The 23,977-nt window shown below is 63.7% G+C and carries 15 protein-coding genes; 9 read left to right on the top strand and 6 right to left on the bottom strand.

What is annotated here, in order from left to right; genetic code table 11:
- Positions 1-3 precede the first annotated feature (3 nt).
- The 5 genes from recC to KP003_RS00440 all read left to right on the top strand — a co-directional run bounded on the left by recC (position 4) and on the right by KP003_RS00440 (position 10,772).
- Positions 4-3,222, top strand: a complete 3,219-nt coding sequence (gene recC / locus KP003_RS00460; protein WP_216790154.1) for an exodeoxyribonuclease V subunit gamma — start codon at positions 4-6, stop codon at positions 3,220-3,222.
- Positions 3,223-3,354: 132 nt separating this feature from the next.
- Positions 3,355-6,717, top strand: coding sequence for an exodeoxyribonuclease V subunit beta (gene recB, locus KP003_RS00455; protein ID WP_216790152.1), 3,363 nt, complete (start codon positions 3,355-3,357; stop codon positions 6,715-6,717).
- 87 nt (positions 6,718-6,804) lie between these two features.
- On the top strand, positions 6,805-8,607 hold the full coding sequence (recD, locus tag KP003_RS00450; protein ID WP_216790151.1) for an exodeoxyribonuclease V subunit alpha: 1,803 nt from the start codon (positions 6,805-6,807) through the stop codon (positions 8,605-8,607).
- A 42-nt stretch (positions 8,608-8,649) separates the two neighbouring features.
- Entirely contained in the window at positions 8,650-9,447 is a 798-nt protein-coding gene (locus KP003_RS00445) for an alpha/beta fold hydrolase (RefSeq protein WP_216790149.1), read from the top strand.
- 2 nt (positions 9,448-9,449) lie between these two features.
- A complete protein-coding gene (locus KP003_RS00440) occupies positions 9,450-10,772 on the top strand; it encodes a DNA recombination protein RmuC (protein ID WP_216496855.1) in 1,323 nt (440 codons plus the stop codon).
- Positions 10,773-10,929: 157 nt separating this feature from the next.
- Here KP003_RS00440 and KP003_RS00435 read toward each other — a convergent pair whose 3' ends face one another.
- The 6 genes from KP003_RS00435 to KP003_RS00410 all read right to left on the bottom strand — a co-directional run bounded on the left by KP003_RS00435 (position 10,930) and on the right by KP003_RS00410 (position 16,607).
- Positions 10,930-11,394, bottom strand: coding sequence for a CHRD domain-containing protein (locus KP003_RS00435; RefSeq protein WP_216496856.1), 465 nt, complete (start codon positions 11,392-11,394; stop codon positions 10,930-10,932).
- Between the two features lie 90 nt (positions 11,395-11,484).
- Entirely contained in the window at positions 11,485-11,928 is a 444-nt protein-coding gene (locus KP003_RS00430) for an acyl-CoA carboxylase biotin carboxyl carrier protein subunit (RefSeq protein WP_239027585.1), read from the bottom strand.
- Positions 11,929-12,043: 115 nt separating this feature from the next.
- Positions 12,044-12,244 carry a hypothetical protein gene (locus tag KP003_RS00425; protein ID WP_216497207.1) on the bottom strand — a complete coding sequence of 67 codons (201 nt, stop codon included), beginning with the start codon at positions 12,242-12,244 and terminating at the stop codon, positions 12,044-12,046.
- A 10-nt stretch (positions 12,245-12,254) separates the two neighbouring features.
- Positions 12,255-13,799: an acyl-CoA carboxylase subunit beta gene (locus tag KP003_RS00420; RefSeq protein WP_216790148.1), complete on the bottom strand. Its 1,545-nt coding sequence runs from the start codon at positions 13,797-13,799 to the stop codon at positions 12,255-12,257.
- 28 nt (positions 13,800-13,827) lie between these two features.
- The gene (locus KP003_RS00415; RefSeq protein WP_217300220.1) at positions 13,828-15,333 is read right to left on the bottom strand and encodes a methylmalonyl-CoA carboxytransferase subunit 5S; all 1,506 of its coding nucleotides are present in this window, start codon (positions 15,331-15,333) and stop codon (positions 13,828-13,830) included.
- Positions 15,334-15,584: 251 nt separating this feature from the next.
- The gene (locus KP003_RS00410) at positions 15,585-16,607 is read right to left on the bottom strand and encodes a GPMC system family 4 glycosyltransferase (protein ID WP_216790145.1); all 1,023 of its coding nucleotides are present in this window, start codon (positions 16,605-16,607) and stop codon (positions 15,585-15,587) included.
- A gap of 156 nt (positions 16,608-16,763) precedes the next feature.
- On the opposite strand from KP003_RS00410, the gene KP003_RS00405 reads away from it, so the two are divergent.
- The 4 genes from KP003_RS00405 to KP003_RS00390 all read left to right on the top strand — a co-directional run bounded on the left by KP003_RS00405 (position 16,764) and on the right by KP003_RS00390 (position 23,963).
- Positions 16,764-17,519 carry a GPMC system MBL fold metallohydrolase gene (locus KP003_RS00405; RefSeq protein ID WP_216496860.1) on the top strand — a complete coding sequence of 252 codons (756 nt, stop codon included), beginning with the start codon at positions 16,764-16,766 and terminating at the stop codon, positions 17,517-17,519.
- Between the two features lie 37 nt (positions 17,520-17,556).
- The gene (locus KP003_RS00400; protein ID WP_217300219.1) at positions 17,557-19,401 is read left to right on the top strand and encodes a TIGR04442 family protein; all 1,845 of its coding nucleotides are present in this window, start codon (positions 17,557-17,559) and stop codon (positions 19,399-19,401) included.
- A 310-nt stretch (positions 19,402-19,711) separates the two neighbouring features.
- Positions 19,712-22,498, top strand: a complete 2,787-nt coding sequence (locus tag KP003_RS00395; protein ID WP_216790143.1) for a GPMC system transcriptional regulator — start codon at positions 19,712-19,714, stop codon at positions 22,496-22,498.
- 199 nt (positions 22,499-22,697) lie between these two features.
- Positions 22,698-23,963: a tyrosine-type recombinase/integrase gene (locus tag KP003_RS00390; RefSeq protein ID WP_217300218.1), complete on the top strand. Its 1,266-nt coding sequence runs from the start codon at positions 22,698-22,700 to the stop codon at positions 23,961-23,963.
- Positions 23,964-23,977 lie beyond the last annotated feature (14 nt).

The raw sequence follows: 23,977 nt of genomic DNA, 5'->3' as shown, positions 1-23,977 counted from the left end.
TCGATGCCCCTGTACATCCACACCAGCAACCAGATGGAGCACCTGGTGGACCGCCTGGAGAAGGTGGTCCGCGCGCCGCGTCGCGCGCCCTGCACCCCGTTCGACAAGGAACTGATCGTGGTGCAAAGCAAGGGTATGCAGCGCTGGCTTTCCATGGAGCTGGCGGCGCGGATCGGCGTCTGGGCCAACGGGGAGTTCCTCTTCCCCAACCGCTTCGTGGAGCAGGTCTTCGCCAAGGTGCTCCCGGACGCGCCGGAGCAGGCCCCCCTGTTCTCACCCGAGGTGATGACCTGGAGAATCCTGGGGCTCTTGCAGCAGGCGGGGGGAAAGCCCGGTTTCGAGGAGATCGCGGGATACCTCTCGGACGACGCGGACGGGCTGAAGCGGATGCAGCTTGCCCAGCGCGTCGCGGACACCTTCGACCGCTACACCGTCTACCGCCCCGAAAAGCTCATGGAGTGGGAGCAGGGAAAGGAAGAGCATTGGCAGGCGCAGCTCTGGCGCGCCCTCAGCGGGGACGTCTCGCAGAAGCACCGCGCCCGCCTGCTGCACGAGTTCCGCAAGGCGCTGGCCGGCGGCCGGCTCCCCGACCAGCGCCGCATCTCCGTGATCGGCATCCCGTCGCTTCCGCCGTTCCATCTCGAGGTCCTGGCCCGCCTCGCCCGGCACGCCGAGGTAAACCTGTTCCTGCTGAACCCATGCCGCCAGTACTGGGGCGAGATCGTCTCCGAGCGCGAGCTGGCACGGCTCGAGAAGCAGGGAGAAGGCGCGGAGCAGTGGTACGAGACGGGGAATCCCCTGCTCGCCTCCTGGGGGAAGCTCGGACGCGACTTCTTCGCAGCCATCATCGACGGCTGCGGCGAGCACGACAGGCAGGACAGCTTCTCGGAGCTCCCGCAGGGTTCGCTGCTGCACGAGGTCCAGGCCGATATCGTGGAGCTGCGCGGCGCCGACGCGGGCGTGCGCGAGGTCGAGGCGGGCGACCTCTCCCTCGAGGTGCACTCCTGCCACTCACCCATGCGGGAAGTCGAGGTGCTCTACGATACCCTCCTCTCCATCTTCGACGCAGACCCGTCGCTCTCCCCCCGAGACGTGCTGGTGATGACCCCGGACATCGAAAGCTACGCCCCCTACATCTCCGCCGTCTTCGGCAACCCCGAGACCGGCGCCGAGCGCATCCCCTACTCCATCGCGGACCGCAGCCTCAAAAACGAGGGGGAGGGGGCCCAGGCGCTGCTCGCCATCCTCGGGCTGTGCGGCGGCCGCTACGGGGTGGCCACCGTGCTGGACATCCTGGAATCGGCGCCGGTGGCGCGCCGCTTCGGGCTCAACGAGGACGACCTGGAGACGGTGCGCGACTGGCTCAGGGGGGCCAACATCAGGTGGGGGATCGACGCCGCCCAGCGCGCCGAGCATGGCGTCCCCCCTTTCCACGAGAACTCCTGGTCGGCCGGGCTGGACCGGCTGCTCCTGGGTTACGCGATGAACGGCGACGGCCGCTCCTTCTACAACGAGATTCTCCCGTTCGACGACATGGAGGGGGGCGTGGCGCTGGTGTTGGGACGCTTCCTCTCCTTCTGCGAAAAACTCTTTGCCGAGACGCAGGGACTCTCCCGCCCCAGGCGGGTTGCGGAGTGGGTGCCGGTGCTGCGCCGGATCCTGGACGACTTCATCCTGCCGGACCAGGAGGGGGAGCGCGAACTCCTCTCCCTGATAGAGATCGTGAAGAAACTCGGAGAGTGCGGCAGCCAGGCCGGTTTCGAGGAAGAAATCGGCATCGAGGTGGTGCGCTACTGGGTGGAACAGCAACTGGGGAGCTCGGAGCGGGGTCTCGGCTTCCTGACCGGCGGGGTCACCTTCTGCGCCATGCTCCCGATGCGGAGCATCCCGTTCCCGGTAGTCGCCCTGATCGGCATGGACGAGGGGCAGTTCCCGCGCAAGAACCCCGCCCAGGGGTTCGACCTGATGACCAGGGAGCACCGCCCCGGTGACCGCTCGCCGCGCGACGAGGACCGGTACCTGTTCCTGGAGGCGCTCCTCTCCGCCCGGAAGCGGCTGCACATAAGCTACGTGGGACAGGGCATCAAGGACAACGCGGAACTCCCCCCCTGCGTGCTGGTCAGCGAGTTGCAGGACTACCTGGGGAGGTGCTTCGTAACCTCCGAGGGGAAACCCGCGGGGAAGTCGCGGCGCCACCCGCTGCAGCCCTTCAGCCCCAGGTACTTTACCGGCGACAACGGGCATTTCAGCTATTCCCAGCAGAACTGCGCCGGCGCCGCGGCGAAGCTCCTGCCCCCCGCCCCCCCCGTGCCGTTCCTGGCCACCCCCCTCCCCCCGTGGGAGGAGTCGTCGACGGTGACCCTGAAGTCCCTGGTGGATTTCCTGTGCAACCCGTCCAAGGAGCTGTTGCGGCGCAGGCTGGGGGTCCGCATAGTGGAAGGGGATGACCCGCTGGAAGAGGTGGAACCGTTCGCGCTGGGATCCCTGGAGAAGTACCAGCTGGAGCAGGAAATCGTGGCGGCGGTGCTGCGCGGGGAGGGGCTGGAAGTCCCCTTGACCGTAGCCTGCGCCCGCGGCGATCTCCCCCCCGGTGTCTGCGGCGCCGCGCTTTACCAGAAGCTGGGCGAGCCGGCGGCGGAATTCGCGGCGAAGGTGAGCGAGATGGCCGCCGGGGAGCCGCTCCCTCCCCTGGACATCGACCTGAGGCTCCCTGCCGGGCGCATCATCGGGCGGCTCGAAAACCTGGGGAGCGACCGGATGGTGCGCTACCGCTACACCGACCTGAAGCCGAAGGACCAACTGCGGCTCTGGGTCGAGCACCTGGCGCTCAACTGCGTACAGGCCGAAGGGTACCCGTTGCAGAGCACCTTCGTCGCCGCGAAGAGCACCGTCAACCTCCCCGCCATCGACGACAGCGAAGGGCACCTGAACCGGCTCCTGGAGCTCTACCAACAGGGGATGAGTCACCCGCTCAAGTTCTTCCCGGAGACCTCGTTCGAGTACGTGAAAAACGCCCGCGAACCGAAAAACGCCGCCAAGGCTCTCGGCGCCGCCGCTGCGGCCTGGCAGGGCAGCGAGTACAAGAAGGGAGACGTCAAGGACGAGTACTGCCGCCGCTGCTTCGGCGAGGTTCCCCCGCTTGACGAGGAGTTCCAGGCCTTGGCCCGCGCGGTTTGGGACCCTATCCTGGACAACCTGGTGAAGAGCGGCAGGAAGAAGTAACGACTATCCCCACCTACCCCTCTCCCTGTGGGAGAGGGTGGCCGTAGGCCGGGTGAGGGCGACGCCACGAAGGGATAGGTTGCCGACTGCCCTCATCCCGCCCCTCTCCCGCAGGGAGAGGGAGGATACCAAATGAAGAAATTCGACCTCCTACATACCCCGCTTGCCGGGCGCAACCTGATCGAGGCGAGTGCCGGCACCGGCAAGACCTTCACCATCGCCGGCGTGTACCTGCGCCTGGTGGTCGAGGAGGAGCTCGACGTGTCGCGCATCCTGGTGGTCACCTTCACCGAGGCCGCCACCAAGGAGCTCAAGGAGCGCATCCGGCAGAAGCTCAAGGACGCCGAAACCTCCTTCGAGACCGGTAACAGCGACGACTTCCTGATCGCGGGACTCCTGGAGCGGACACCTGACCCCGCCAAGGCGCGGCGCCTTTTGGCGAGCGCTGTGCGCAGCTTCGACGAGGCGGCCATCTTCACCATCCACGGTTTCTGCCAGAGGATGCTGCAGGACAACCCCTTCGAGAGCGGCTCTTTGTGCGACACCGAACTTCTGACCGACCAGGAAAAGATCCTCAAGGAGATCGCACAGGACTACTGGCGCATCAACTGCTACGGCGAGCCCGTCGACAGGATCGCCGCGGCCGACCGGGCCAAGATCTCGCCGGACTCCCTGCTCAAGCTGGCCAAGAGGGTCTGCAGCGATCCTTACGCCGCCGTCATCCCGGATCCCCCGGCCGACACCGAGGGGGACGCCGACTGGCTCCTTGCATTAAAGCGCAACTTCTTCGACTACCTGCGCGCCGAGCTACCCAAGAGAAAGCGGCTCAAGAACGTGCGCTGCTTCGACGACCTGCTGGGCGACCTCCATGCCGCCCTGACCCGCGCCGGCTCGACGCTGCCGCGGCTGATCCGGGAGCGCTTCCAGGCCGCACTGATCGATGAGTTCCAGGACACCGACCCGGTCCAGTTCGCCATCTTCGACGCGATCTACCCGGTGGGATACGAGGCCCCCTTCTTCCTGATCGGCGACCCCAAGCAGGCCATCTACAGCTTCCGCGGCGCCGACATCTTCGCCTACCTGGGGGCGGCCGACGCGACCGAAAAACGCCACACCCTTTTGCAGAACTTCCGGTCCGAGCCGGGACTGATCACGGCGGTGAACAAGCTCTTCACCTCGCGGGAGCTCCCGTTCCTGCACGAGAAGATCGGCTTCAACGAGGTCGAGGCGGCACCGAAGGAGCGGAGCATCCTCACCGAGCGGGGGGAACGGACGGCGCCGCTCAAGTTCTGGTTCGCACCGCGCAAGGAGGAGGGCAAGCCGATCAACAAGGGGGAGGCGTGGGACCTGCTCCCGGAAACGGTCGCCTCCGAGATCGCCCGCATCCTGCGTGGCGGCGCGGCGGGGAACCTCACCATCGAGGAACTCAAGCAGGAGGGCGAGGAGGAGCGCTGGGTGCCGCGGCCGGTTCGCCCCCGCGACGTGGCGGTCCTGGTGCGGGCCAACCGGCAGGCCAGGCTGATGCAGCAGGCCTTGAGCCGCAGGGGGATCCCGAGCGTCCTCTGCAGCGCGGGGAACCTCTTCGAAACCGACGAGGCGGCGGAACTGCTGAGGCTGCTCTCGGCGGTGGCCCAGCCCGGGCACGAGGCGCTCTTGCGCGGTGCGCTCGCCACCGACCTCGTGGGGGTCACCGGTTCTGAGCTCGCACAACTGGTCCACGACGAGGAGAGGTGGGAGGAAATCCTGGAGGAGTTCCGGGGCTACCACGACACGTGGAACTCGGCTTCCTGCATGGCGATGGCGCTGCAGTTCCTGGAGCGGCGCAAGGTGCGGCAGCGGCTCTTGTCCGGGCCGATGGGGGAGCGGCGCCTCACCAACGTGCTGCATGCCATCGAGACCATCCACCAGGCCCAGGTCAGGGAGCGGCTGGGGATGGAAGGGGTGGTCGCCTGGCTCTCCTGCCGCATCACCGAGGAGCCCAAGAAGGAGGAGTACGAGGTCCGCCTGGAGACCGACGAAGCCGCGGTCCAGCTGGTGACCATCCACAAGAGCAAGGGGCTCGAGTACCCCATCGTCTTCCTCCCCTTCTGCTGGGCCGAAGTCAGCGGCAAGGACGAGGGGGCGCTCTTCCACGACGACAACGGCAAGGTCGTGCTGGACATCGGCTCGGAGGATCTGGAGCAGAGCAAGGCAAAGGCCGCACAGGAAGCGCTGGCCGAGAGCCTGCGGCTGCTTTACGTCGCCCTCACCCGCGGCAAGCATCGCACCTACGTCATCTGGGGAGCCTTCAAGGACGCCGGCGACAGTTCGCTGCACTACCTGCTGCACCCGGACCAGGAGACCGCGAAGGGGCAGGTGACACTCTCCGATGAGGACATGAGGGAACGGCTCGCAGAGCTTGCCGCGGTCTCCGCCGGAAGCATCGAGCAACTGGTGATGCCGGCCGCCGACCTGCTCGGCTTCCATGCCGGCGACGATCAGCTGCCCGAGCTGGCAGCGGCCCGCTTCACCGGTACCATCACCCGCGACTGGCGCGTGGCGAGCTTCACCTCCCTTTCCAGCCGCCAGTATCACACCGCCGAACTGCCCGACCGCGACGAGACCACCCCGGTCGAGGAAAACCCGGTGCGCGACGTCGAGCCGACCGGCATCTTCGCTTTCCCCAAGGGTGCCAAGGCCGGCATCTTCCTGCACAAGATCTTCGAGGACCTGGACTTCACCCAGGCCGAGCACCTGCTCGCTCCGCTGGTCGAGGACCAGTTGGACAAGCACGGCTTTTCCGCGGACTGGAGCGGCGCGGTGCGTAACATGGTGCTGAACGTCTTGCAGGCGCCGCTGGGAGACGAAGGGATCACCCTGGCGCAGGTCCCCCTGGAGCGGCGGCTGACCGAGCTGGAATTCTTCTTCCCGCTGGCCCAGGTCACCTCCGAGTGCCTCAAGGAGTCGGTCGCGCGCTTCATGGCCCGACATGGCGCGGCGGCCGCGTTCCCGGTGGATATGGCGGAACTGTTCAACCATCTTTCCTTCGCGCCGGTGCGGGGGATGCTGCTCGGCTTCATCGACCTCGTGTTCGAGCAGGACGGGCGCTACTACATCGTGGACTGGAAGTCCAACCACCTCGGCAACACCCCCGGGGATTACGGGAGGGGGGCGCTGAAAAGGGGGATGGAGGCAAATTTCTATCCGCTGCAGTACCTCCTCTACACCGTGGCGCTGGACAGCTACCTGGGGCTGCGCATCCCGGATTACGATTACGACCGGCATTTCGGGGGTATTTTTTACCTGTTCCTGCGCGGCGTCGACGGCACCGGCAACGGCGTCTTCGCCGACCGGCCGCCCAAGGAGTTCATCCAGGAACTTGCCGGGGTACTGCTGCCGGAATCGGTGCTCTCCGCGCCGGCCATAGCTTCAACTGGCTGGCCCGCGCGAGGTGCGGCCGGCAAAAAGTCAAAGAAGGCCGAAGTGGTGGGGCAATTGAGCCTTGACCTTTATTAACGGGGAAGAAGGGGATGAAAGGGATGAACACTCCTGATTCTATCCTTGTATCCCTTGTATCCCTGTTAGACGATTTTAGGTGATGCCATGACTCCTGAAGGAGTTCAACTCAACGACATAGACAGGCAGTTCGCCGCGTTCATCTGCCGCCTGGCGGGGAGCCGCGACCAGCACCTGGAGGCGGCCGCCGCGCTGTTGAGCCGTGGGGTTACCGCGGGCGACGTCTGCCTCGATCTCGACACCGCGCTGGAGGATGGGCGTGCTGCAGGGTTCCGCCTGGAATCGGCGGCGACCTGGTGCGACCGACTGAAAGCCTCGCCCGCAGTCGGCGCCCCCGGGGAGTTCAAACCGCTCATACTGGACCCCACGGGCCGCCTCTACCTGCAGCGCTACTGGCGCTACGAGAACGAACTGGCCGAGGCGATCCTGAACCGGGGAGAACCGGCGCCGTTTGACCGCGAACAGCTGCGCCAGGGGCTCGCGCGCCTGTTCCCCCCCACGCAGGGCGAGACCGACTGGCAGCGCCTCGCCGCCTTGGCCGCGGTCACCAGGCGCTTCTGCGTCATCTCCGGCGGACCCGGAACCGGCAAGACCACGACCGTGGTCAAGGTGCTCTCCTTGCTGCTGGAGCAGGCCCAGGCCGCCGGAGCCGGGAGCACCCTCCGCATCGCCCTGGCGGCCCCCACCGGCAAGGCCGCCGCGCGCCTCAAGGAATCGATCTCCGGAGGGGTAGACAAGGCCGATCCGGCGGTACGCGAGCTGATCCCGGAGGAGGTCTTCACCCTGCACCGGCTGCTCGGTTACCTCAAGGGTTCCAGCGGCTTCCGCCACAACAGCGACAACCCCCTCCCCTACGACGTCGTCATCGTCGACGAGGCGTCGATGGTCTCCCTGCCGCTCATGGCGAAGCTGGTCTGTGCGCTGCGGCAGGACACCCGCCTGATCCTCCTGGGTGACCGGGACCAACTCGCTTCCGTCGAGGCCGGCGCCGTTCTGGGCGACATGTGCGACACCGGCGGCGCGCACGGTTTCTCCCCCGAATTCGCGAAACTCGCCGCAGACGTGGCAGGTGACGCGGTCGAGGTCCAGCCCGGGCTCGGCCCGCTCGGCGACGCGGTCGTGCTGCTGCAAAAGAGCTATCGCTTCTCGTCCGCAGGGGGCATCGGCAGGGTCGCCGCCCTGGTCAACGCGGGTGACGCCCAAGGCGCCCTGGCGGCCTCGATAGACCCCGCCCTTGCGGATGTCTCGCTGGCCTCGCTCCCCCCCGCCGCCGGCCTTGCCGAGGCCCTTGCCAAGCGCATCACCGACGGCTACTGCGCCTACCTGGCGGAGGAAACGCCGGAGGAGGCCTTCGAACAGTTCAGCCGGTTCCGTATCCTGTGCGCCATGCGCAGCGGCCCGTACGGGGTCGAGGGGATCAACCAGCTGGTGCGGCAGCGACTGGCACAGGCCGGGCTGATTCATCCCCACGGACGTTGGTACGCCGGCGAACCGGTGATGATCACCAGGAACGACTACAACCTGGGGCTGTTCAACGGCGACGTGGGCCTGATCCTCCCCGACGCCGAGAACGGCGGAGAGCTGCGCGCCTTCTTCCCTTCCGGTTCCGGGGGGATGAGGAAGGTGCTGCCGCTCAGGCTCCCCGAGTACGAGTGCGCGTTCGCCATGACCGTGCACAAGAGCCAGGGCTCCGAATTCGAGAAGGTGCTCCTGGTCCTCCCCGACCGCGACAACCCGGTGTTGACGCGGGAGCTGCTGTACACCGCCATCACCCGTGCCAAAAAGTCAGCGGAAGTGCTCGCCACCAACGACCTCTTCCTGACCAGCGTGGAGCGGCGGGTGGTCAGAAGGTCCGGCCTGCGCGGCCGTCTCTGGGGAACCACAGCCTGACTCGCATCAGCTTGTCCCAACTCCCACCACTAAGGAGCAACCATGAACATCACTATTGATGATATAAACCTCGCCTACGATGACGTTGGCACCGGCCCCGTCCTGATGCTCATCCACGGCTTTCCGCTTAACCGCCAGATGTGGCAGCCGCAGTTGACGCCCATAGCCGAGGCCGGCTTCCGCGTCATAGCTCCCGACCTGCGCGGTTTTGGAGCCAGCGACGCCCCCGCAGGGGGCTACAGCATGGACCTCTTTGCCGACGACATCGTCGGACTCCTCGATGCACTCGACATCGAGAAGGCCGTGGTGGGCGGCATGTCCATGGGTGGCTACGTCCTTTTGAACCTCATGGAACGCTACCCGGACCGGGTCCGCGCCGCCTGTTTCATCGCCACCCGCGCCAACGCGGACGACGAGGCGGGACGAGCGCGCAGAAGCGCCATGGCCGCCGAGGCCGAGCGGCTGGGCGCGAACCCGGTCATAAAGATCTTCGCGGAACTGCTTTTCGCCACCGAAACGGCTGAGCGCAATCCCGAATTGATCGCCCTGGTCACCTCCTGGATGCGCAACGCCGCCCCCAAGGGGCTGGCGGGGGGACTCCTAGCCATGCGGGACAGGAAAGATTACGTGGAGGACCTCAAATCTTTCCAGCTCCCCTCGCTGGTTTTGGCCGGAGCCGAAGACCGCGCCGCCCCCCTGGAGGTGGCAAAGGTGCTCATCGACGGCCTGCCCGGCTGCAAAAGCAGGATCATCGACAAGGCCGGGCACATGCTGAACATGGAACAGCCCGAGATCTTCAACAAAACCCTGATCGACTTCCTGAACTCTGTGCCGGAGTAACCATGAGCGCCGACGTCCTGCAATTGATCGCCCTGCTGCTTTTGGCCGCCACACTGGCGGTAACGTTGTTGTGCTACCTCGGCTTGAAGCGTCTGTCCTCCTCGGAGGCACGCTTCGATCAGCTGGAGAAGGGGCTGGAGCGGCTGGAGCGAACCCTGCAGGATGAGCTGCGGCGCAACCGCGAGGAACTGGGAGGCAACCTGCGGCAGTTCGGCGAAGCGGTGCAAAAAAGGATGGTGGATATCGCCTCCCTGCAGAAGGGGCAGATGGACGGCTTCACGCAGCAGCTCGCCAACCTCACCGCCAGCAACGAGCAGCGCCTGGACAAACTGCGCGAGACGGTGGAAGTCAGGCTCAAGTGGCTGCAGGAGGACAACTCCAAGAAGCTTGAGCAGATGCGGGCCACGGTGGATGAGAAACTGCACGAGACGCTGGAGAAGCGCCTGGGCGAATCCTTCAAGCAGGTGAGCGGGCAGTTGGAGCAGGTGCACAAGGGGCTGGGCGAGATGCAGTCGCTGGCCTCCGGCGTCGGCGATTTGAAAAAGGTCCTCTCCAACATCAAGACCCGGGGTACGCTGGGCGAGGTGCAGTTGCACAACCTCCTGGAGCAGATCCTGACCCCGGACCAGTACGGCGCCAACGTCGCCACCAAGCCGGGCAGCGACGCCCGCGTCGAGTTTGCGGTGAGGCTCCCGGGGCGGGACGACAAACCGCTGTGGCTCCCCATCGACGCCAAGTTTCCGCAGGAGGATTTCCTGCGCCTTGTGGAGGCCCAGGAGCAGGGGAACCAGGCTGCGGTAGCGGATGCGACCAGGCAGTTCGACAAGACCGTCCAGGGGATGGCCAAGCTGATCTGCGACAAGTACCTTGCCCCTCCCGAGACCACCGACTTCGCCGTGATGTTCCTCGCCAACGAGGCGAGCTACGCGCAGGTGCTGAGCCGCCCCGGCCTTTTCGACACCATCCTGCGCGAGCACAAGGTCATCGTCGCCGGCCCCACCACCATCGCCGCCCTCCTGTCGTCGCTCAGCCTCGGCTTTAGGACCCTCGCCATCGAGAAGCGCAGCAGCGACGTCTGGCGGCTTTTGGGCGCCATCAAGACCGAGTTCATGACCTTCGGGACCCTGCTGGACAAGACCCGGAAGAAACTGGACGAGGCCTCCTCCAGCATCGACACCGCGGCGACCAGAACGCGCCGCATCCAGCGCAAGATGCAGGGGATCGAGGAGTTGCCCGAGCACGAGGCGAAGGGGATATTGGGTGTGGAACTTCCAGCGGGGCCCGACATCGAACCGGGTGAGGTGGTCCTGCTCGACGAGGCTTAAAAGGACTCTGCTTCTGTGGGGGCGACCACATCTCCCCCCTCCCGCAAGGGGAGGGGTTACCAAGCACGAGGATCGTTAAAAATAAAATGCCCGTCGGCAGGTGGTCCAAAGGGCCGCTGCCGGCGGGCTTTATGATGCAGTCGGGATAGCCGCTGCGTTATTTGATCTGCCCGCGGATCTCGCCGTCGGGGTATTTGTCGGTGTGGACGTTAACGTAGGTGTCGCCGGACCTCAGGAGTTTAACCAGTTCGTCGAATTTGCCTTTGTAGTCACCCATCAGGTCATTGGCCCCGACCTTACCCTCAGAGAGGACGCCCGAGAATTTCCCTTTTTTGCTGCCGCTGAAGAGCCCTACGATCGGCGGGCCGTTTTCCCCTTTCTTGGCTACATGGATGTGGGCCGCGCTGACGTCCATGACGTTTTTGACGTAGAGCTTGTAGGTCAGCTCCTTGCCGTCCTTGCTGAGCTTGAACTCCGCCTTGCCGGAAGACTTGACGTCGGGCTTGCCGACTTCCTCTTTAGGGCTCAATTTTGCTTTGAAGCTGTGCTCAGCGGCATAGCCGGTCGAGACAGCAAAGAACGCGGCTAGCAGAACCAGCAGTAACAGCCTTACCTTTCTCATCGCTTGCCTCCTTTACAGCCTTTGTACTACCACTACCGCCGATGATACCTCTTATATTCAAAAAATACTATATGTTTTAAAGCATCAAAATCAGGCGAATTCGGCGATGGCCTGTCCCGGCTGAACGGCCTCCCCGACCGTGACGAGGATCTTCTCGACCTTGCCGGTCATGTGGGCCGTGATGTTCGTTTCCATCTTCATGGCCTCGAGGACCACGAGGAGGTCGTTGACCTCAAGGTGCTGCCCCACCTGGGCCACCACCTTGAAGACGACGCCGGCGATCGGGCTGCGGCAGATCTTGTCCGATCCCGCTGACACGCCTCCCGGCGGTGCGCCGGTTACCGGTGCGGGAGCGGCCATCGGCATGCCAGCCATCGCCGCCGGTGCCGCCTGCACCGTCGTAGTCGGATAGGACTCGGCCAACCGGACCTCTTCGCCCTCCTCGACTTCCACATCCACTCGGTACTTCTTCCCGTCGATGGTCATGATGAGCTGCACGGTGGTCTCCTTATCGCTTTGCTGTTCGCTGAACAAATCCGGTTCCAGCTCCTCCCCCCGGAGGAGGGAGGCGGGGAGAAAATGGAGGTATCTCCCCTCGCCCTCCGGGAGAGCGGGGGTGAGGGCATCGCGCCTTGCGAATGCGACGCACCTACGCGTGCCTTATGTTGAGGTTGTGCGACGCCTGCAGCACCACGCGGCTCGACTGCCCCCACGCGTTGGCCTGCATCGGGTCGACGAACCTCGCTTTCCGTATGCGGACGTTCCTGCCCAGGTAGGCCGCTATCGACGCCGACATCACCATCAGCAGTTCCGGCGTTATCTCCTCATGGTTCCCTGCGCTTTCTTCCACGGCCTCCTCCTTACAGCGGGATCAACCCGTGCTTCTTCATGGGGCGGAACTCGCGCTTGGTGTGCAGGATGTCGAGCGTCATGGCCAAGTGGCGCCGGGTCTCGGCAGGCTCGATGATGTCGTCCACGTCCCGCCTGGCCGCCGCGGCATACGGGGTGGCGAAGGTGCCCTGGTAGGACTCGATCAGCTCCTGACGCCTCTTCTGCGGATCTTCCGCCTGGGCTATCTCGTTTCTGAAGATCACGTTGACCGCACCTTGCGGCCCCATCACGGCTATCTCCGCGGTGGGCCAGGCGAAGACGCGGTCGGTTTCCAGCTCCTTGCCGCACATGGCGAGGAACGCCCCTCCATAGGCCTTGCGCATGATCACCGTGATCTTGGGGACGGTCGCGGCGGAATAGGCGAACAGCATCTTGGCACCGTGGCGGATGATCCCCCCCTGCTCCTGCTGCACCCCCGGCAGGAAACCGGGAACGTCCACCAGCGTGATCAGCGGGATGTTGAAGGCGTTGCAGAAGCGGACGAAACGCGCTCCTTTGTCCGATGCGTTGATGTCGAGGGCGCCGGCCAGGACGCTCGGCTGATTCGCCACCACGCCCACGCTCCGCCCGAGGATCCGGGCAAAGCCCACCACGAGGTTGCCGGCGAACAGAGGCTGCACCTCCAGGAAGTCCCCGCCGTCGACCAGGCGGTTGATCACCTGGCGCACGTCGTAAGCCTTCTTGGAATCGGTCGGGACCAGGGTGTTGAGGGTCTTGTCCGGCACCACGATGTCGTCTGCCTGAAGCTGCGGCGGGTCCTCGAGGTTGTTGGAGGGGAGAAAGGAAAGCAGCCGCTTGCAGATGCGCAGCGCCACGAGGTCGTTTTCCGCGACGAAATGGGCCACTCCCGCGTAGTTCATCTGCGAAAGCGGTCCGCCCAGCGCCTCGGCGGTGATCTCCTCGCCGGTGGCTTCCTTGATCACCGAGGGACCGGTGATGAACATCCGTGCGCTGGCCGTCTGGATGATGAAGTCGGTGAGTGCGGGGCTGTACGCGGCGCCGCCGGCACAGGGGCCGCAGATCAGCGAGATCTGGGGCACCACGCCCGAGAGCATCACGTTGTGGTAGAAGATCTTGCCGTAACCGGCCAGGGAGTCGATCCCTTCCTGGATGCGGGCGCCCCCCGAGTCGTTCATGAAGACGAAGGGTGTGCCGGTCTTCAACGCGGACTGCATCGCCTGGACGATCTTGTCGCTGTGCACCTCGCCGGCCGAGCCCCCCGCCACCGTGAAATCCTGGCTCGCCAGGTGCACCAGGCGCCCGGCAACGGTTCCGGCGCCGGTCACCACGCCTTCGGCGGGGAACTCCTTGCCCGCCATGCCGAAGTTGGTGCAGCGGTGCCTGGCGAACAGTCCCACTTCCTGAAAGCTGTCCTTGTCCACCAGCGTCTCGATGCGTTCACGCGCGGTAAGGCTCTGCTGGGCGTGCTGCTGATCGATCCTGGCCCGCCCCCCTCCCAGCTTCAGCCTCTCTTTCCTCTCGTTCAGTTCCTTGACCTTTTCATCTATGGACATGAGCGCGCTCCTTTAGCGGGTGCGGCGTCTATTCCTGGCCGTACGGCGCCACGGTGACCTTGTGTTGCTGTCCGCTCAGGGTGACCATGTAGGTTACCGGGCCGGTGATCTTGCCCGGGTGCCCCTCGGGGATGCAGGTTTCGGAGGCTCCGGTGGCCGGGTCCTTGCCTACATTTCTCGGCCCCTCGTTCCTGCTGGCGAAGAACTTCGGCGCCACCTGCGGGAACAGGGCATAGGTGAGCACGTCCTCGTCGCTGCCGTCGCACCCTTCCAGCGGCAGCGCCGCCGCGCGCAGCTTGCCCCACTCCGGCTCCAGCAGGTCCGCCGGACGGACGGTGATCGGCTCCTTCTTCGCGTGCCGCCGCGCCATCTCCACCACCTCGGGGTTCAGCTCTACCGGTGCCGCACCGTAGTAACCGAGCATCAGGTCGGCAAACTCGCCGGTCAGCACCTTGTAACGCCCCATCAGGGTGTTCAGCACGGCCTGGGTACCCACGATCTGGCTGGTGGGGGTCACCAGGGGAACGTAGCCGGTATCCTTGCGGACCACCGGTATCTCGTCCAGCACCTCGCGCATCCGGTCCGCCGCCCCCTGCTGCTTCAGCTGGCTTTCCATGTTGGAGAGCATCCCGCCCGGGATCTGGCTCCTGAAGATCTCCGTCTCGACGCCGGTCACCGCGGAGAGGAACTCGCTGTAACGGGGGAGCACCTTGGAGAAGTGTTCCTTGACCCGCAGCATGCGGCCGAGATCGATCCTGGTGCTGTTGCCGGTATGCTCCAGCATCTCAACGAAGCTCTCGGTCGGGTTGTGCCCCGGCCCCAGGCTCATGGAGCTCACCGCCGTGTCGACCCCGTCCACCCCCGCCTCCACCGCCTTCATCAGGCTCACCATGGTGACGCCGGTGGTGGCGTGCACGTGCAGTTGCACCCGGGTCTGCTCGCCGCAGAACTCCTTGATGCCGCGCACCAGTTCGTAGGCGGCCTGGGGCTTGATGAGCGCCGCCATGTCCTTTATGCAGATGGAGTCACACCCCATCTCCACCAGGCGCCTGGCTTGGTCCAGGTATGCCTGGGTGGTGTGGATCGGGCTCACGGTGTAGGAGATGGCGCCCTGGGCGTGCTTGCCGGTCTTCTTCACGGCCTGGACCGAGCGCTCCAGGTTGCGCAGGTCGTTCAGCGCATCGAAGAGGCGGAAGACGTCGACGCCGTTTTCAGCGCTTTTCTGGACGAAGCGGTCCACCACCTCGTCCTGGTAGTGCCGGTAGCCCAGGAGGTTCTGACCGCGCAACAGCATCTGCAGCGGGGTCTTGGGCATGAGCGACTTGAAGGTGCGCAGACGCGCCCAGGGGTCCTCGTTGAGAAACCGGATGCAGGCGTCGTAGGTCGCGCCCCCCCAGCATTCCAGGGACCAGAAGCCGGCGTTGTCGAGGTCTTCGCAGACAGGGATCATGTCGTCGATGCCCAGGCGGGTCGCTATCAGGCTCTGGTGGGCATCGCGTAGGGCCAGCTCGGTGATGTCGATGATACGGTTCATGTCTTCCCCCTTGTCACGAAGGGATAGTCTACGGGAACCGGATTCATTGGCAAGGATTAATGTCTATTTTAAGCTGGGGGGCGGGGCAGACGGTGGGACACGGACGGCGGTCAAGCGGCAGGGGGTGGGGCACGAACGCGGCCAAGGGGGGGCGTCTTGGTGGATTACACGGACGGGAGTTGACCCGGTGGACGGGGAAAGGCTAGTGGACAAAAAGCGCCGGGCCTTCTTCGCGGGCGCAGCGGGCGCGGCTATGCCGCGCCGAGGATATCACGGTAGAGGGCGAGGTAGGCACCGGCTTCCTTCTCGGGACAACAGTTGTCGCGCACCAGACACCTGCCGTTCTTTCCCAGTCGGTCGCGCAGGTGCGCGTCGGTCACCAGGTGCTCGGCCTTGCTGCAAAAATCCGCCGCACTGTGGTAGACCAGGCCGGTGACGCCGTCCCTGATGATGGAACGGTTCCCCTCGATGTCGGACACCAGCAGCGGCTTGGCGTAGGAAAGCGCCTCGAGGACCGTGTTCGCCATCCCCCCTTCGGTGAGGGAGGTGTTCAGGACCACGTCCACCCGACGGTACAGCTCTCCCATCGCTTCGTGGGCCACCACCCCCAGGTAGCGGGCAAAGGGGTATCGCTCCAACGCTTCCATGACCTGCGCGGCATATCCAGGTTCAAGCACCGGACCGGCCAGCTCCAGCCGCACCTGCGGGTAGCGGGCATGCAGCTCGGCCAAGGGGGCGAGCGGGAACAGCACGTTCTTCACCGGACGCAGACCGGCGGGGAGCAGGAAGACGAATTCCTCCTTTTCCCCCGCACCCGCCAGGGGAGCGTACTCGGTCGGAAGCTCCACCCCCTGGTGGATCAGGACGGTGCGCTCTTCCAGGCTGGACAGGTGCTCCCCCAGACGCTTCTTGACGCAGGCATGAAAGGCGACCAGCCGCGCGGCGCCACGCAGCGCTCCGTGCATTTCCAGGCCGCGCTGGTCGCAAAGCGCCTGGTAAATATCCGTCCCGGTCAGCGTGATCAGGTAGGGGAGCCCGAGCGACTTCGAGAGCGCGTAGGCGACCCTGCCGCCGTGATAGGCATGAAAGGCGTGCAAGATCTGCGGCGCGAACTCCGCCACGGCGGCCTGCAGACGCTCCCCCGGCAGCCGCTCCACGGGGAAAACCCGCACCTCGCACCCCAAGAGCCTCAACTGGGCCTCGATACGTCTTACAGTGATGGCATTGCCGGTTTCCGCGGGATAGTAGTTGGGGGCGATGATGCCGACACGCATTGGGGACCTCTGCTAAAGTTTTTACGCCGGCATCATTAGAAAACGCCGCCGCGACAGGTTCTGATAATAGCCGCAAAACCCGCACTAGGCAAGGGATAAACCCCTTGCCTCACTGAGTGGTTCATGGTACTTTACCGGCATTCCGAGGTGCGACACATGAAAATTACCATCCTCGGCTCTGGCACTTCGACAGGGGTCCCCATGGTCGGCTGCCACTGCCAGGTCTGCGGTTCCTCAGACCCGCGCGACAAGAGAACACGTGCCTCCATCCTGGTCGAATCCTGCGGCCAACGCATCCTCGTCGATACCTCGACCGACTTGAGGATGCAGGCGCTGCGGGAAGGGATTCCGCAGATCGACGCCGTTCTGCTCACCCACACCCACGCCGACCACATCCATGGCATCGACGACTTGCGCGGCTTTCACTTCATCCACCGCAGGGTGATCCCTTGCTACGCCAGCCAGGACACCATCGACCAGGTCAGCGCCAACTTTTCCTACATCTTCGAGGGGCTCCACTCGGAGGGATACTGGCCGCTGCTGGAGGCGTTCCCCGTGGAGGACCCTTTCGACCTGTTCGGCTGCCGCGTCACACCGGTGCCGATCCGGCACGGCTCCTTCCTGGCCACCGGCTACCGGTTCGACAACGCTGCCTACCTCACCGATTGCAGCGAGATACCGGACCAGTCGCTGGCCCTTTTACAGGGACTCGACCTGCTGATCATCGACGCCCTACGCTTTTCCCCGCACCCCAACCATTTCAACATAGAGGGGGCGCTCAAGATAACGGAGATCCTGAAACCCCGCCGCACCGTGCTGACCCACCTGACTCACGAGGTGCACCACAGCGACGGAGAGCGACTCCCCCAGGGCGTTGAATTCGCCTACGACGGCTTGTCGGTCGAGCTTTGAAGACGAACTAAAAGAACCTGAGAAACGGACGGAACTGATGTTCAGAGACATTCGGCTGCACGGCTATGCAAACGACCAGGTCGAGTTCTACGCCATCACGGCGGGTAGCGAGGCGTACAACCGTTACTTCTTCAACACCGACCCCTCCGACCCCGACGAGATCCGCTTCTTCTCTCCCGGCAACGAATTCATCATCGCCAAGAGCGGCATCAGCCACCGGGGCAACGGTGGCTCGTTCTGCGAGTACATGTTCGGCGTGGACCAGCCCATCGCCGACCTTGCCAAGGAAGAGGTCTCCAACCGTCTCATCATCTACGGCACCCACTACGATCACAAAAGCGGCACGCTGAGGTTCAGCGACCGCACCGAAGGATTCGTCAGCTACGACAAGATCTTCTTCGACGGCAACGCCATCTTCAATTATTTCTTCGCACTCACCGGCGTCGACTTATCCGGCCCGATGCACGATCAGCAGGAGCGCATCCTCAGGGTGCTGGGCAAGGCCCTCAAACGCTCCGGCGCCGTCGGGGAGGAACAGGACAACCTGATCATCCAGGAGATCCTCGACATCGTCGACGACCCGAGTGCCCACCTCTTCCTCTTCAAGCTGATCAACATCCGGCACCGCGAGTACAGCGAGGCCTTCAAGACGCTCTACTTCAACAACAAGAAGATCGCCGACGCCGAGTTCCAGTCACTGGCCGTGCTCGCGGAGCGCTACGGAATCGACCGCTACCAGCAGGAGCGCATCCGGATCGACGTGATGTACAAGCACCCGGACAACCGGCGCATCGTCGACGAATACAAGAACATCCTGATCGCCTGCAACCGCAAGGGTGAGATCAACAAGCTGGAGAACGCGCGTCTCACCCGCTTGAAGACCCTGTCGGTGCGCAACAAGATCCCGGGGGCGCTCTTCTACACCCTGGACGAGATGCTCAAGAAGGACAAGAAGCTGGTCGACCTGGAGGAAAGCAACTACATCTCCGAGACCAGGCAAATCCTGGAGGGGATGTTCCTTTCCGAGCGACACATCGAGAGCACCATCGACGCGGAGGACATGCTGAAGCTCCTCTTCGCCAAGAAGCAGGCCGCCGAGAACCGGGACCACGCCTTCGAGGAGATGCTGCTCGACGCAAGCAAGGTCTGCGACGAGAAGATCCGCGACGGCGCAGACATCTCGATCCTCGAGGGGTACTCGTACATCATCACCTACTTCGACCGCTACGACGCCACCTCCTCGGCCATCAACCAGCTCGCCTTCATGGAGAACGTCAGGATCTCCGAGGAGATGATCCGAAGCCTTTTGGGGAACAAGCACGCCTTCGACATGCTGGCCCCCGACCTGTTCACCAAGCTCTTCCTCTCCGGCATCTTCGAGGACAAGTACCTGGGGATCTACGGCCGCAAGAAGGTGAGCCACCTGGCCTCGGGACTGAAGCTCATCGAGGAGAACCGGCTCACCACCACCGCACTACTGGAGCAACTGGTGAAGATCGACAGCGACGAGCGGCTGCACCTCACCCTGCTCGAACACGTCAAGGACCGGATCCGCAACTTCTACTCGAAGTACGCGACCAAGGCGGACCAGGATGCGCTCAAGAAGGAGCTCACCGAGGAGCTCATCCACAAGAAGCTCATCGACAGGGAAATCCCGGACCACCTGTTCCGCGAAACCATCCTCACCATCAAGAAGGAAGCGGTCTACATTCACAACTTGCTGCCGCAGATCATCCTAGAAAAGAACTCCTCGCTGCGTGAAGACTTCCTCGAAAACTCGGGCCTGGACCGCTTCTACGTGGAGGAACTGGAGCGCGAGTTCTTCGACCTGAACGGCCTGAACCTGGAGGAGCTGTACCAGATCAGGAAGGGGTTCAACTAAACGAGGCAGTGCCAGGGCGAATGATTATTCGCCCCTACACGCCGGGCATACGCACTCGGTTCACCTCTGGGTCCGTCTGTCCATCTGTCCATCCGTCCATCCGTTCCCACCGATCCACCGATCCACCGATCCACCGATCCACCAATCCACCAATCCACCAATCCACCAATCCACCCAACCGTTCAACCCGTCCGCCCTGCACCGCTCCGACCCTCAATCCTTCATCATTCCGTTCACGCTCCCCCTTGACACCTGGCATCAATTCCTCTAGTGTGCACCATGTGTGTAAATTTTGTACTCAGAGGACTACATGGCCGTTACGGATCTGGAACTTAAAACGCTAGGCGACCGGATCGCCTCTTTCGGCAAGGAGAACCTGGACGAGATGCTGCACCTCGTGGGCGAGGGGGCCCGGCTGGTCTCGAACCAGGAGCGGGTGCGGATCTACCTGGAAGACCTGACCCGCGGGGCGCTGTCCTGCGCCTTCGCCTGCGGCAGTTTTGCCGCCGACATCCGCGAAGCAACCTTCCCGATCATCTCCGCCGAGGCAGGCGTTTCCAACACCTTCGTCACGCAGATGCCTTCCCAGTTCTTGCTCCCCGCCCAAAGCGGGCTCCCCCTGGACCAGGAATTTTCCCGGCGCTTCAATATCGACGGCACCACCATGCTCCCTATCACCAGTGAGGGGAAATCGATCGGCGTTGCCTGCGTGGACGGCGAACTCCTCTCCCGTGACCGGATCGAGATGCTGATCCCCTTTTTGGCGAGGGCCGGCGAGCGGGTGGACCACGCCCGCAAATACCACCAGCAACTGCTGCTGGCCCGCCGGGTCGAGGTCTACAAGAAGAGGGAAGCAGCGGGCTTCATGGTGCGCTCCGCGGTGAACCTGATCGACGGGCTGACCCTTGCCTCGGTGCTTGTGCCTGCACGCGGCGGCATGGAAGTGCTGGCGAGCCATGCCGAGGACCCGGATCTCAAGACCCGCTACGACAACGTCGGCAGTATCGACCTGAAACACGGCACTTCGCTGGTCTCCCGTTACGTCAACGAGGCCGGGGTCGTGACCGACGACCAGCTCCTGAAGCCGCTCTTCATCGCCGACCTGCAGGACCAGACAATCCAGCGCCGGGCGCTGACCGAGGAGATGGGGCTGAGAACCCTGTACATGGTGCCGCGCATCGAGCCCGGCACGCGGCGCCTCATCTGCCTGATCAACTACTTCACGCGCCAGCTCGCCAGTTTCTCCGAGTTCGAGGAGGGTCTGCTGCAGACCCACGCCGAGATGGTGGAACGGGTCATCAACGAGGTGGGGGGCGAGCACCTGGAGATCAAGGTGCTCTCCGAGATCTCCGACCTTTTGCAGGAGCGCAACGAAGGGCTGCACCCCTTCCTCACCAAGGTGCTCTCCAAGGCGACTGAACTGATCGGCGCGGATACCGGCAGCATCGCCATCGTGCAGGAGCGCGAAGGTGAAAAGTACCTGGTCGTCGAGAACGAGGAAGGGACCATCGTCGGCGCCAAGAACAAGGAATGGCTGAAGAAGAAGATCCCCCCCTTCAAGATCGGCGGGGGCGACCTTCCTGCGGAAGAACGGAGCCTCACCGGCTACGTCGCCTGGACCAAGGAGCCCAGGATCATCGGGGAGGTCACCGACACCTCGCAGCACGAGGGGTTCCACCGCCCCATGAACGAGCTGATCAAGAGCGAGATGGCCGTTCCGGTAATCAGCGACGACGAGGTGATCGCAGTCATCTGCCTGAACTCGCTCCAGGAGGGGTACTTCACCGAGGAGCACAAGCGGATCCTGCAGATCATCGACCGCCTCACCTCCCGGCACATCTCCGACATCCAGCGCATCGAGCGGCTGCAGTCCGAGGTGAACAAGCTGCAAAGCGACATCGCCTACAAGGACCCCAAGGTCTCCTCCTACCGCCTGGGCAACATCATCGGCAACAGCCGCAAGGCCCAGGAGATCGTCGCCTTCATCAACACGGTCTCCCAGCCGCTCTCCAACCGTATCGCCCTTTGGAGCCGGCACGTCCTGCAGGAGGCCACCATTGGCCTTCCCTCCATCCTGGTGCTCGGCCCCACCGGCGCGGGCAAGGAGTTCTTCTTCAACAACCTGTACAACAAGCTGAACGAGCTGTACCGGCAGCAGATCAACCCGGACGGCGAGCTTCCGGTCAAAAAGACCAACATCGCCGCCTACAGCGGGGACCTCACCTACTCCGAGCTCTTCGGGCACATAAAGGGCGCCTTCACCGGGGCCTACAGCGACAGGAAAGGGATTCTGGAGGAGGCCTCCGGCGGCATCGTCTTCCTGGACGAGATCGGCGACGCCGACCCGAAGACCCAGGTGCAGCTGCTGCGCTTTCTGGACAACGGCGGTTTCGTGCGCCTGGGCGAGAACCGGGAGAGGATCAGCCGCGTCCTGCTGGTGGCCGCCACCAACAAGGACCTGAGAAAGGAGATCGCCCTCGGTAATTTCCGTGAAGACCTGTACCACCGCCTGACCGAGCTCTCCGTCGTGGTCCCCTCCTTGAACGAGCGGCGTGAGGACATTCCCGACCTCTCCATCCACTTCCTGGGCAAGCTCTACCGGACCTACAGAAGCACCGAGGAAGCGAGTCGCGACGACGAGCCCAGCCTCTCCAAGGACGCCAAGGAAGCGCTGGTCGGGCACAACTACAAGGGGAACATCCGCGAGTTAAGGAGTATCCTCCTGCGCGCCCTGTTCTTCAGGACCGGCAAGGTGGTGACCGGAGATGACATCAGGAAAGCGATCCGTGACGGTTCCCGCGAGCAGGTGGTGCCCGCGTTCGAGTTGCTGGCCGAGGAAGTGGCGAGCGACATCCTGAGCGACATCGAGGCGGGGAAGGATTTCTGGGAGGCGGTGTACGAGCCGTACTCGCAGAGCAGGATTTCGAAGGACGTGGTGCGCCTGGTAGTGGAGAGAAGCCGGAGCGTCGCCGGCAAGAGCATGCCCGAAGTCGCCCGTCACCTAAGAGCCGTCACCGGCTCCCCCCAGGAGGACGAGGAAGAGAGGAAGCGGTTCTTCCGGTTCAAGAACTTCCTTTACAAGACGGTGAAGATTTGAGGTGTTTTGAAGGTGTTAGAACGCTGTATAAAACTATATAAAAATCAATAACTTATATCTTGACACCCAAAGCAAGACCCGTTAATCTTTTAGCCAGGATTAGCGGGTTTTTTCGTTTCTATCGTACCTTTTCGTACCTTTTGGGGGTAAAAGCCTTGCAAAAATGCGAAAGGTACGAAAATCGCCGCGGAGGCGCACCATGCCTAGACTTAGCTTCACCGTACGCAACATCGACAAACTCACCTTCGACCCCAAGAAGGGACCGGTCGATTACTTCGACACCAACACCCGGGGGCTCGGCATCAGGGTCGGGCAGTTCACCAAGACCTTCTTCGTCAAGCTCGACGTGGTGGACACGAACACCAAGAAAGGGTACCGGACCGTCCGCAAGACGCTGGGGAGGTTCGGCGAGATCACCCTGGATCAGGCCCGCCGGTTGTTCATGGGATATGACGACAAGGAGGAGGGGTTTGTCCCCGGGCTACGCCTCGTGCTCAAACGGGAGAAAGTCAGGGTCACCGGGTCAGGTGTCACCCTGGAACAGATGCTTGAGGACTACTTCAAAGAGAGAAGGACCTCGGAAGGAAGGGATTACAAGCCCTCGACCGTCAAGGGGTACACCAGGATCGTTACCCACCACTTCGACAGCTGGCTCACGCTCACCCTGCCCCAGGTGGCGAAGCTCACGCCGGACATCGTCATAGAGCGTTACCGGGAGTCGGAGGTGAAGCACGGGCCTTACGGCGCTAGGAACGCCTTCGTGATGCTGTCGGCGATCATCAACTACGCCATCGTGAAGTATCCCGCCGCAATCGCAACGAACCCGCTCAACGTGCTGAGGTTCGGCAAGCACATGAAGAAGATCCAGGCGAGGACCGAGCGGCTGGAGGGGAAGGAGTTCGCCATCTTCTACCAAGGGATCCAGAAGTTCAACGAGAACATCCGGGACTGCTACCTGTTCTGCCTATACCATGGCCTGAGGAGCCAGGAAGCGGCAACCCTGCGCTGGGAGTACGTCAACCTGGACCGGCTGACACTGACCATCCCCGACACCAAGAACCGCAGGCCGCTCTATGCCCCGCTCTGCCGCCAGTCGCTGGAGATCCTGGAACGGAGGCTTGCGCAACGCGAGGAGGGTTGTCCTTTCGTGTTCCCGGCGGTGAAGACGGTTCGCTACAGCACCAACAAGACCGGGCACGTAAGGCTGATGGCTACTGCGCTCAAGCTCAACACCGGGCTGAACATCACCGTGCACGGCCTACGCAGAACCTTCATAACCACCGCGCGACGGCTGAAAATCTTCGAGGACGCCGACCGGCTCACCAACCACGTGGACAGCTCGGTTTCCGGGCGCCACTACGATGCGACGGACGTTGAGGATCTGCGCAGGCCCTTGCAGACCATTGCGAGTGAGCTCGAAAGGCTCATGAAGGAGGGGGCGGCCAAGGTGCTTCAGCTCCACTAACTCCCAGAGCACAC

The sequence above is a fragment of the Geomonas diazotrophica genome (assembly GCF_019063885.1).
Lineage (GTDB): Bacteria > Desulfobacterota > Desulfuromonadia > Geobacterales > Geobacteraceae > Geomonas > Geomonas diazotrophica.
This window is presented reverse-complemented; position numbering and strand designations above follow the sequence as displayed.